The 10,882-nt window shown below is 56.6% G+C and carries 8 protein-coding genes and 1 tRNA gene; 4 read left to right on the top strand and 5 right to left on the bottom strand.

Annotated elements, in window-relative coordinates; translation table 11 throughout:
- Positions 1-144: 144 nt before the first annotated feature.
- From JWG43_RS13735 to JWG43_RS13720, 4 genes are all read right to left on the bottom strand, one after another.
- Positions 145-354, bottom strand: coding sequence for a hypothetical protein (locus JWG43_RS13735; protein ID WP_205243514.1), 210 nt, complete (start codon positions 352-354; stop codon positions 145-147).
- A gap of 158 nt (positions 355-512) precedes the next feature.
- Positions 513-589, bottom strand: a tRNA-Arg gene (locus JWG43_RS13730).
- Between the two features lie 104 nt (positions 590-693).
- Positions 694-3,021, bottom strand: coding sequence for a cysteine--tRNA ligase (gene cysS / locus JWG43_RS13725; RefSeq protein ID WP_205243513.1), 2,328 nt, complete (start codon positions 3,019-3,021; stop codon positions 694-696).
- A 102-nt stretch (positions 3,022-3,123) separates the two neighbouring features.
- A complete protein-coding gene (locus tag JWG43_RS13720; RefSeq protein ID WP_205243512.1) occupies positions 3,124-3,606 on the bottom strand; it encodes a DciA family protein in 483 nt (160 codons plus the stop codon).
- A gap of 226 nt (positions 3,607-3,832) precedes the next feature.
- On the opposite strand from JWG43_RS13720, the gene JWG43_RS13715 reads away from it, so the two are divergent.
- From JWG43_RS13715 to JWG43_RS13705, 3 genes are all read left to right on the top strand, one after another.
- Positions 3,833-5,203, top strand: coding sequence for a TolC family outer membrane protein (locus tag JWG43_RS13715; RefSeq protein ID WP_205243511.1), 1,371 nt, complete (start codon positions 3,833-3,835; stop codon positions 5,201-5,203).
- A gap of 375 nt (positions 5,204-5,578) precedes the next feature.
- Positions 5,579-6,283, top strand: coding sequence for a transglutaminase-like cysteine peptidase (locus JWG43_RS13710; RefSeq protein WP_205243510.1), 705 nt, complete (start codon positions 5,579-5,581; stop codon positions 6,281-6,283).
- Entirely contained in the window at positions 6,280-8,247 is a 1,968-nt protein-coding gene (locus JWG43_RS13705) for an EAL domain-containing protein (protein WP_205243509.1), read from the top strand. The genes JWG43_RS13710 and JWG43_RS13705 overlap by 4 nt, the downstream gene beginning before the upstream one ends.
- A gap of 5 nt (positions 8,248-8,252) precedes the next feature.
- Here the strand turns inward: JWG43_RS13705 and JWG43_RS13700 are convergent, their stop codons facing one another.
- Complete coding sequence (locus tag JWG43_RS13700) at positions 8,253-8,582, bottom strand: hypothetical protein (RefSeq protein WP_205243508.1); 330 nt, start codon at positions 8,580-8,582, stop codon at positions 8,253-8,255.
- 116 nt (positions 8,583-8,698) lie between these two features.
- Here JWG43_RS13700 and JWG43_RS13695 point away from each other — a divergent pair, with 116 nt between their 5' ends.
- The gene (locus JWG43_RS13695) at positions 8,699-10,870 is read left to right on the top strand and encodes a type I secretion system permease/ATPase (protein ID WP_205243507.1); all 2,172 of its coding nucleotides are present in this window, start codon (positions 8,699-8,701) and stop codon (positions 10,868-10,870) included.
- Positions 10,871-10,882 lie beyond the last annotated feature (12 nt).

The raw sequence follows: 10,882 nt of genomic DNA, 5'->3' as shown, positions 1-10,882 counted from the left end.
AACATGTGCGTATAAATATAATACGTACATGTTAAAGGGCAAGAAAAAAACACGGATTTTCAACTAAACCGTGCTCATGGAGCTGTGTTGAGGGATTAAAGTGTTCGCTTTATCCGATTTTCAGGGTGAACAATGACCGACAAACTATTCCAATTCGTCGATCAGTAGCAAGGCCAGCTTGAATTGTTCGATCTCCTTCTGGTTGCCGTCCACCTTGGCAATCGCCAGATTCTCCTCCATGGTCTCCTTGAGCAGTTCTTTTGGCCCTATCCCCATGTCTTCCGGGAATGAGGCCATTTCCTCGCGGAGTATATCCAACCGACGCTGCAATGTTTCCCGAAGTTGCTCTTGCATAATGGATCTCCCTGAAATTTCTCCAAAGGCATCTTCTGGCCAGCAACTGATGCATTCTTTCCCCGGTGAAGGAAAAGGATACAGACGCTTTCCCTGCACCAGGCACGGAACAAAACAAAAAAAGGGTTCAAGCAAATGCACTTAAACCCTTGATGTACTGGCACGCCAGAAGGGATTCGAACCCCTGACCCACGGCTTAGAAGGCCGTTGCTCTATCCAGCTGAGCTACTGGCGCGCATCACGTAATTTCGTCGGCAATGTACAGAGGAACAGCGGAGAACGCAACCATTATGCGATGCCCTTCTCCTTGTCAATGCCATATCCACGAGGACAACCCCTTTACTCAACACCCTCGTTGATGCGCTCCCAGATCGGCCCAGAAGCGGTATCATGAATGGTGACGCCCTGGCGAAGCAGTTCCTCGCGGACGGAATCGGCAGCGGTCCAGTCCTTGAGCTGCCGGGCACGTTCCCGCTGGCGGATAAGCCGGTCGATCTCCGGGGTCAGGGGACACTGCTCCAGACGGAGAAAACCGAGAACCGTGTTTATGGTCCGCAGGGCTTCGAGGACATCGTTTTTCTGATCCCGATCGAGCTGGCTTGCCTGTACGATGGGATTGGTCTGTTTGATGAAATGAAACAGACCACCGATGGCACCGGAAATATTGAGGTCATCGTTCATGGCCTCGGTGAAGCGCTTTTCCAGTTGCGAGACATAGGCCGCCACCTCGGGATGGGGCAGTCCGGCGGGCAGGCAGAGCAGTTTACGGGTGTACTCATCAATCCGCCTGAGGGCCGTCCGGGCGGTATCGAGTCGTTTATAGGAGAAGAACAAGGGCTTGCTATAATGGACTCCGAGCAGCATGAAGCGCAGTTCGCGGCCAGTGTATCCCTTGTCCAGAACCTCCCGCAGAGTGACAATGTTGCCGGTCTCATCAGCCATTTTCCTGCCATCCTTGAGCAGTTGGCCGGAATGGAGCCAGTAATTGGCCAAAGGTTTGCCGGTGAGGGCCTCGGCAATGGCGATCTCGTTTTCGTGATGCGGGAAAACCAGATCCTGGCTGGCGGTATGAATATCCAGGGTCTCGCCCAGATAGCGGGTTGCCATGGCTGAACACTCGATATGCCAGCCAGGGCGGATATTACCCCAGTCGGTTTCATAAAAAATGCCCCGCTTGAGCTCCGCCAGGGTAGAGCGCTTGAGCAGGGTGAAATCACAGGGATTATCTTTTTCGTAGTTATCCAGATCCACGGTCTGGCCGATTTTGATCTTGCTCAGATCAACCCCGGATAGCCGCCCGTACTTCTTGAACTTGGAGATATCGAAATAAATCGATCCATGTTTCTCGTAGGCATACCCTTTATGAATGAGCTCATGGGTGATTTCGATCATATCGCCCACATGCTCCGAGGCCAGGGGGTAGCCGGTGGCCCGTTCCACGTTGAGGATATCGGCCGCCTCCATGAATTCATTGATATACTGACTGGTGAAAGCAAACAAATCGGCATTGGCCCGGGCAGCCCCCTCGATGGTATTATCATCGAGGTCGGTGAAATTCATGTAGGACTCCACCGTATAACCGCTGAACCGCAGATATCGATGAATAAGATCGGCTACGATGAAACGTCGGCAGTGGGCGAGGTGGGGTGACTCGAAAGCAGTTGGACCGCAGGCGTACAAGGTGATGCGCTGATCACTGATCGGTCGAAAAATCTCTTTCTTTCGGCTCATGGTGTTGAACAGCCGCAGCTGCGAAGTTTCCTCCGCAACCTTTTCCCGCTGGACGAACAGAGTGGTGCTCAGGTACCGCTCACCACCGTCGGGAAGAACAGCGACAACACACCCTTCCTCGATCTGCCTTGCCTGCTCGATGGCGGCGAACATGGCGGCACCGCTGCTCATGCCGGCAAACACACCTTCTTCCGCGGCCAGACGACGTACAGTGGCAAAGGCGTCTTCATCGGCGACGTTGACAATACTGTGCGGAAGTGTTTTGTCAAAGATCCCCGGCTTGTATGACTCTTTCATATTCTTGAGCCCCTGGATCTTGTGGCCCAGATAGGGCTCCACCGCAATGACCCGAACATGCGGGTGATGATCCCGGAACCACCGGGACAGCCCCATGGCGGTGCCGGAAGTACCCAAAGTAACGATGATATCGGTGACCATACCGCCGGTCTGTTCCCAGATCTCTGGCGCGGTGGTGCGGTAATGGGCCTGCCAGTTGGCCGGATTGTTGAACTGATCGGCGAGATAATACCGATCCGGATGTTCACGGGCCAGAGCGTAGGCCTTTTCGATGGCCCCATCGGTGGACCGCCGGGCCGGGGTGAGAATGATCTCGGCACCGTAGGCCTGCATGATCAACCGCCTTTCAATGGAGGCCGATTCCGGCATGATCAACTGGCAGCGGTACTGTTTGGCGGCGCAGACCATGGCCATGCCGATACCGGTGTTACCACTGGTGGCTTCAAGCAGAATCTTGTCGCGATGCATCTCACCGCTCTTTTCAGCGGCCTCGACCATGGACAGGGCGACCCTGTCCTTGACGGAACCACCGGGGTTGCGTGATTCAAGTTTTGCCAGCAGTCGAACCTTGGCGGCCGCGGGATTGAGCCGGTTTAAATCAACCAACGGGGTGTTACCTATCAATTCGACGATGTTCATACTGTCTCAGGAGGTGTTCAGGAAAACAAGGGGTCTGTTTCGGCCGCCAGCATAGCCTATTTGCGCTGAAAGAGCAAAATAAGCGCCTCAGGCAGGGTTCATTTATTCCTTGCTCCCGACGCGGGCCGAATAATTCCGCCAGAGTCGATACAAGGCTTGCCGGCACTCCTGGTCGGCTATGCCGCAGGTCATCTCCGCAAAGTATTGCTCTGCCTCGGGACTGACGGGTCGAAGCTCTTCATTTGGGAATTCGGGTTCAGGGGGCGAGGCTGGTTGCAGCATCCAGCGGATATCGGAGGCAGGGCGATCACCCAATACCTGATTCACCCTCGCCAGCAGGTCCAGCTTGACAAACTGGAGGTGATGCATCGAGGATGAATCCTGCACATGGACCCAAAGGACATTGTGGCGGAAGAGAGCCGGTGCGGTCAGGCGGGCGACCTGTTCACCGACAATGCCGGGCCAATCGCGAGCTAAACGGAACAAACGCCAATGTTGCTGCCATTGTTGCGATGCATACAACCCGGCTAGACTGTCACCGACAATAAAGGGGCCACCCGCTCTTTCAGCTTTTCTTTTCCGCATACCGCTCTTTTTCCATGCTTGCAAAAAATTTTTTCATTAAACTTTGCATAATTTGCTCCCGCCAAAAGAGGCGCCACAACCCGGACTGGATATGACCACCAACCATCCATGAGCGAAAAAACAGTTTTTCAAACAAATACGTTGCGGACCTTGAACATTTTCTAATATTATTAATATAATTTAACTATAGCACTCTCCTGTATTCATCACCAGCAAGAGGTTACCCATGATTGTCAGAAAAATTAGCCTTGTTCTTGCCATCGCCTTGGTGGGCTCCTTTACTTTCGTCTCGCCATTTTGTGCCGAAGGTGCCGAGACTCTTAGGGATGCAGTCGAAAAAACGATCGAAACCCATCCGGATATCCGCGCTGTCGCCCACAATCGCCTGGCCAGGGACGAGGAGATCCGGCAGGCCCGAGCCGCCTACTTCCCTACATTGGACATAGAGGCCGGAGCCGGCAAGAATTATGTTAAAAAGCCCTTTGACGACGATCTGGACCCCCGGCTGGTCCGCATCGGCCTGCGCCAGAATCTCTTTGCCGGTTTTTCCACCAAAAATGAAGTAAAGCGGCAGCAGGCCCGCGTCCATTCCCAGGCCTATGTAGTCCGCAGTACAGCGGAAAACACCGCTCTACGAACAGTTGACGTGTACCTCGACGTCCTCAAGAACGAGACCATTGCCGAACTGGCCAGGGAGAACCTGCTTCTCCACGAACGTATCGCCGATCAAATCCGTTTGCGCAGCGAATCGGGCGTTGACCGTAGGGCCGATATGGACCAGATCCAGAGCCGCCTCAACCTGGCCCGCGCTAATGTCGTGGTTACCGAACAGAATCTGGCCGATGCCCGGACAAATTATCTGGCCCAGGTCGGACATCTGCCCGGGCAACTGATTCGCCCGGAGATCAGCGACGACCTCCTGCCCTTCAGCTTACAGGAAGCGGAACAAGCCGCCCTGGCCACCCATCCGCAGCTCAGATCGGCCTATACCGATGTCGAAGCCCGCAAACTTCAGGAGGAGGTAGCCAAAAGTCCCTTCCTGCCGATCATCGATTTTGAAATAGATAAAATCTTCGAGGAAGACACCAACTTCAGCTCCTATTACGATAATAACCGGGAACGCGAGGACTTGCGTGTTTTTGTTCGCTTGCGCTATAATCTTTTCAACGGCTGGCACGACCAGGCTCGAAAAAACGAGACTGTTGAACTCATCAACGAGGCCCGGGAAATCCGCAACCATACCCATCGACAAGTTGTCGAATCCATACGTCTTTCCTGGCAGGCTCATGAGGCTGCCAACATGAAGATCGGCTATCTCGAACAACGCCTGCAATTCGCCACTGCAACAGCGGAAGCGTACACCAGACAATGGAATATTGGCCAGCGCACCCTGCTGGATGTACTCGATGCCGAAGCGGAACGACTCGATGCGGCCCGGCAACTGGTTACCGCCGATTATGATGGCCTGTATGCCCGCTACAGAATCATGAACAGCACCGGCAAGCTGATCACCGCTCTGCAGCTTGATTGGCCGGAGGAAGGGTTTGTCGACAACGACAACACCTCACACCGGACTGATTCCAGGACCCAATCCTGAGATTTCTCCCTTTTGAGGCATGCTCAACCGGTAAACCCTCCATACCTGGTGGAGGGGTTGCCGGTTTCACCTCTCCCGCCGGCAAAAAGCGGCAAACAGGCAGTACACGGATTGCCCACCGACACCTGAGCCGGTGATGGGTAACTACTTCTTTTTGCTTTATCGTGTTATATTAAGGTGCTAAGTGCGACTGTTTCCTTGACAGCACGCCTTACCCTCCGTCCTTCGGGCCATTCGTCCACACACATCCATTGCCCGTAACCGTCCGATACAACGTAGTGTAATCGAACGGCCACGATAAGCTAGGCTGCCGCATGGACGACCGCTCACGGTTTCCGGGCGGCACTTTTTCCCCTCTTTTCTGTCGCGGTGAGCATGTCCCTGGGTCGGTTGCCTATCCTTTGCAAACGTGGCGTCCTCCTCTTCCCGCTGCTTCTCTTTGTTCTCGTTGTCACGGTGGTCACGGTCTGCCCGGATGAACCCTTTGTCATTCCCGAGCAGACCCTGCGCATGGCGGAAAAACAGTATGGCCCCGCGGCACGACAACGTTTACTTGAATGGCAGCACCTGATCCAGACCTCGGATGCCAGCAGTGAAAAGGAACAGCTGGATACAGTCAACCGCTTCTTCAACCGCCTGGACTTCATCGATGATATCATCCACTGGCAACAAGAGGATTACTGGGCCACGCCGGTGGAATTCCTGGCCAGTGGCGGCGGCGATTGCGAGGACTTCGCCATTGCCAAGTTTTTCACCCTGCTCCTGCTCGGCATCCCTGAAGCCAAACTGACCTTGACCTATGCCAAGGCCCTGCACCTCAATCAGGCCCACATGGTTCTCACCTATTATCCAAGTCCCGGAGCCGAACCGCTGGTACTCGACAACCTGGTGGACACCATCGATCCCTCGTCGCAACGAACGGACCTGCTGCCGGTGTACAGTATCAACGGCACCGGGTTGTGGCTGGCCAAACAACGCGGCAGAGGAAAACTGGTCGGGGACAGCAGCCGACTCAGCCGCTGGAGCGATCTGCTGACCCGAATCGACCAAGAACTGTCTTTTCTCAAGGATATACCATGACCCTGTTCCGACAATTGCTCGGCTTCGCCTTCATCATTCTGCTCTGTCTCTGCATCGGGCTGTGGGTGGCCGAACTCAAACGTACCCGTGCATACCTTGTCAGTCAACTGACATCCCATGCCCAGGACACGGCCACCTCCCTTGGCCTTTCCCTGACCGCCCTCACCGATGGCGTCGATGTGCCGGTCATGGAAACCATGGTCAGTGCCTTGTTTGATCGGGGCTATTACCAGCGTATTCGGGTGGTGGACATCGAGGGCCAGATTCTGGTTGACCGGTCTATTAACGTCAACCTGGACCAGGTACCGACCTGGTTCACCACCATGGTGGAGCTGGAACCGCCACGGGGGGAGGCCCTGGTCATGGCGGGCTGGCGTCAGATCGGGTCGGTTACCGTGGAAAGTCACCCCGGCTATGCCTACCGGATGCTCTGGCAGTCGGCCCGTGACACCGGGCGCTGGTTCCTGTTCACCGGCCTGATCATCACCCTGGTTGGTGGCCTCGGACTACGTGGCCTGCTCGGCCCCTTGCGGCGGGTTGAGGCACAGGCACTGGCCCTTTGCGAACGGAACTTCCAGATCCAGGATCAGCTGCCGCGGACCAGGGAACTCCGCCAGGTGGTTCTGGCCATGAATCGAATGACCAGCAGAATCCGGGAGATGTTCGAGGAACAGGCCGCCGTTGCCGAGAGCCTGCGGCAACGGGCCTACCAGGATCCAGTGACAGGGGTCGGCAACCGACGCTATATTGAAGCCCAGGTCAAAGCAAAAATTGAAGAGAAAACCGGGACGATACAGGGTGCCTTTCTGCTCCTGCGGATCCAGGGCCTCCAGGAAATCAACCGCACGGGGGGCTACGAGGCCGGCGATCGCCTGCTCAGGGAAAGCGCTGCCATCATGAGCCAGGTTTGCCGTGAATTACCCGAAGCGGTCATCGCCCGCCTGGGCGGGGGCGATTTCGCGCTGCTGCTGCCAAACCTCGGTACTGATCTCGCCCATCAGATTGCGGCCGCCACCCTGGACGCTCTCCGTCATCCGACGACTGATCTGCCCGATCCGGTCATCATCGCCTGTGGCGGGGTAGTGTATGAGCGGGCAACCTCTTGCCGTCATCTGCTGGAACAGGCCGACACCGCCCTGGCCTCGGCCGGCTACGGCAACACTACACCGGCCGTCCTGCTGGGAGCGGTTTCCGATGAGCACACCATCACCATGGGGCAGAGCCAGTGGCGAGATCTTTTGGACTGTATCCTGGAACACCGGTCCGTTATCCTTTATGGCCAGCCTACGGTCAGCCTCCGCGACCCGGAGCGCACCAGCATCCATCTTGAAATCCTCACCAGGGTGTCCGCACCCGACAATAGACTTCTTTCTGTGGGTCAGTTCGTTCCCACGGCGGAGCGTCTCGGCCTCATGCCGGCTCTGGACAAGATGATCATCGAACAGATTCTGGCCGAACCACTTTTGCGAAGGACTTCTCTACCCACGGCCATCAATCTCTCTCCTCTTTCCCTGACCGACCAAACCTTCGTGATCTGGCTGCATGACCAACTGGAGCGATGCGCCCGGGAAGGCCTGCGGCTCAATTTCGAATTCCCCGAATTCCGTCTCCTCCGCCACAGTGACCTGATCGCCGCCTTCGCACGACGGATCAGGCCGCGGGGACATTGCATCGGCATCGACCACTTTGGCCAGGGCCTGATCCATTTCGGTTATCTGCAATCACTCCTGCCCGATTATGTCAAGATCGACCGCGCTCTCACCAACACCTTGCAGGATGACCACGGCGACAGCTCTTTTTTCATCAACGCCCTGTGCACCGCGGCCCACAGCCTCGATATCAAGGTGATGGTGGAGGGAATCGAAACCGAGGCTCAGTGGCGTACGTTGGCAACCATGCCTTTGGACGGGGCTCAGGGGTTTTTTATTCAACACCCTCGCCCGCTGGACGAACTGGTACGTTGAAAATCTCAGAGGATATCATCGACCATGAGCGAGGCGGAGCCGATCCGACTGCGCAACAGTTTCCGCTCCTGGATTTTTTCCTGGGCCGGCGGCGGTAATTCAGTGAACAGAATCAGTTTTTTCTCGATGAGCAGATCGATGAGATCCTCCAGGACCCGGACAATAGCGGTATCGGTCAGGGTCAACAAATGCGTCAGATTTTCCAACTCCCCGGTGTCACGGAGAAAACCGAGCACCTCCTCATCCAGCAACGAGGCAGGTTCCAGCCCCGGCCGACCCTCCACCCGGCGTATGGCCACGATGGCCCCGCTCTGATCCCGCTCGATACACAACATGGTTATAACTCCTTGCGGCTCTTGATATGCTCGACTTCTCTGTGATACACTTTCTCTAATGACGGCATAATAGCATAAGAGTCCGCCGTTCGACAACCGCCCTTACCCCCACGCCCATGACCAAACAGGATATCCACCAACACTCCGACCCCGGCCTTTTTCGCTACCAGGGCGAAACCGCCGACGACCCGCTGCTCGATTGCCTGATGCAGCTGGGCAGGCTCTACAATCTCCAGATGTCCCGGACAGCGATGCGGGCCGGCCTGCCCCTGGTGGACAACCGCCTCACGGTCGAACTGTTCCCCCGAGCCGCTGCCCGGGCCGGACTGGCTTCACGCCTTCTCAAACGACCGCTGTCCCGCATGACCGGCCTGGAACTGCCGGCGGTGCTCCTCCTCGAGGACAGCCGGGCCTGTCTGCTCGCCGCCGTGGACTTCCAGAACCAGGAGGCCACCGTCCTCCTGCCGGAGGCCGACCTGGGAGAGACCAGACTCGCTCTTGAAGAACTCGAACAACTCTACAGCGGCTATGCCTTTTTTGTCCGGCCGCGATTCCGCCAGGACGCCCAGTCCCGGAAGGTTGGTATCCCGGAACATAAACACTGGTTCTGGGGCACGATTTTTTCATCCTGGCGCATTTACCGCGATGTCCTGCTAGCCTCGCTGCTCATCAATATCTTTGGTCTCGCCGGGCCTTTTTTTACCATGAACGTCTATGACCGGGTTATTCCCAACCTGGCCTTTGATACGCTCTGGGTGCTGGCCGTCGGTATTGGCATCATCTATTTTTTCAACCTGCTCATGCGCGGCCTGCGGGGCTATTTTATCGATGAAGCCGGTAAAAAGGCCAATCTGCGCATCTCGGCGGCCCTGCTGGAAAAAGTACTCGGTCTGCGCCTGGAGGTCCGCCCCAAATCAGTGGGAGCCTTTTCCAAAAATCTGCAGCAGTTCGAATCGGTCCGCGACTTCATCACCTCGTTCTCCATCACCGGCCTCATCGACCTGCCTTTCATGGTGCTGGCGCTGACCGCCATCTGGTACCTGGGGGGACCGCTGGTCTACATCCATCTGACCGCGGTGGTGCTCATGGCCCTGTTCGGTCTCCTCATTCAGGCGCCACTCAAACATGCTGTGGAAAAGAGCTTCCAGGCCTCGGCCCAGAAAAACTCCATTCTGGTGGAAGGGCTTTCCGGCATCGAAACCGTGAAGCTGCTGGGGGCGGAAGGTCAGATCCAGCGGGCCTGGGAGGAGGCGGTGAGTTATATCGCCATCTGGAGCAGCCGTTCCCGACTGTTCTCCTCCTCGGTGAGCCATTTTTCCGACCTCATCATGAACCTGACCGTGGTGGGGGTGGTCATTGGTGGTGTCTACCGGATAGCGGCCGGGGAACTAAGCCAGGGTGGTATCATTGCCCTGGTCATCCTTTCCCGCCAGGCCATCGCCCCCATGTCCCAGGTGGTCAATCTCGCCACCCGCTATCATCGGGCCAAAATTGCCCTGGCCACCCTCGACAAAATCATGGAACTGCCAGTGGAGCGACCGACGGAGACCTCCTTTCTTCATCGCGGTCACTGCCAGGGTAGAATCACCCTGACCAACCTCGAATTCAGCTACCCGGAGCAGAAATCGCCGGCCCTGAAGAACATCTCCCTGACCATCGAACCAGGCGAACGGGTGGCGATCATCGGCCCCATCGGCTCGGGAAAAACCACCCTGGGCAAACTGCTCCTGGGGCTGTATCAGCCCACCGGAGGCATGGTTTGCCTGGATGACACCGATATCCGGCAGATCGATCCGGCTGAACTGCGCCGCTTCATCGGCTATGTACCCCAGGACATCACCCTGTTCCGGGGCAGCATCCGGGACAATATCATCCTCGGATCGCCGGATGTGGATGACAGCCTCATTCTCCGGGCCGCCGAACTCTCCGGAGTCAACGACTTTGTCGGTAAACATGCCAAAGGCTTTGATCTGGAGGTCGGTGAACAGGGACGGGGGCTTTCCGGCGGTCAGCAACAATGCGTGGCCCTGGCCAGAGCCCTGCTCCACGACCCACCGATCCTGATCCTGGACGAACCGACCAGTTCCATGGACAATCGCACCGAAAGCCGCCTGAAAACCAACCTGCTTAAGCTGCTGAACAACAAAACCCTGATCCTGATTACCCATCGGGGATCACTGCTCGACCTGGTCGACCGGATCGTGCTCATCGACAACGCCACGGTGGTGGCGGACGGTCCCCGTGACCAGGTCCTGAACGCCATGAAATCCGGCCAGATCCAACTCTAACCGCTGTACGCC

This window comes from Desulfobulbus alkaliphilus (assembly GCF_016918545.1).
In the GTDB taxonomy this organism is placed as follows: Bacteria; Desulfobacterota; Desulfobulbia; order Desulfobulbales; family Desulfobulbaceae; genus Desulfobulbus; species Desulfobulbus alkaliphilus.
This window is presented reverse-complemented; position numbering and strand designations above follow the sequence as displayed.

What these genes read in the sequence shown, in the direction of transcription:
- JWG43_RS13735 (WP_205243514.1), bottom strand. Translation starts at nt 354, where the DNA reads ATGCAAGAGCAACTTCGGGAAACATTGCAGCGTCGGTTGGATATACTC.
- cysS (WP_205243513.1), bottom strand. Translation starts at nt 3,021, where the DNA reads ATGAACATCGTCGAATTGATAGGTAACACCCCGTTGGTTGATTTAAAC.
- JWG43_RS13720 (WP_205243512.1), bottom strand. Translation starts at nt 3,606, where the DNA reads ATGCGGAAAAGAAAAGCTGAAAGAGCGGGTGGCCCCTTTATTGTCGGT.
- JWG43_RS13715 (WP_205243511.1), top strand. Translation starts at nt 3,833, where the DNA reads ATGATTGTCAGAAAAATTAGCCTTGTTCTTGCCATCGCCTTGGTGGGC.
- JWG43_RS13710 (WP_205243510.1), top strand. Translation starts at nt 5,579, where the DNA reads ATGTCCCTGGGTCGGTTGCCTATCCTTTGCAAACGTGGCGTCCTCCTC.
- JWG43_RS13705 (WP_205243509.1), top strand. Translation starts at nt 6,280, where the DNA reads ATGACCCTGTTCCGACAATTGCTCGGCTTCGCCTTCATCATTCTGCTC.
- JWG43_RS13700 (WP_205243508.1), bottom strand. Translation starts at nt 8,582, where the DNA reads ATGTTGTGTATCGAGCGGGATCAGAGCGGGGCCATCGTGGCCATACGC.
- JWG43_RS13695 (WP_205243507.1), top strand. Translation starts at nt 8,699, where the DNA reads ATGACCAAACAGGATATCCACCAACACTCCGACCCCGGCCTTTTTCGC.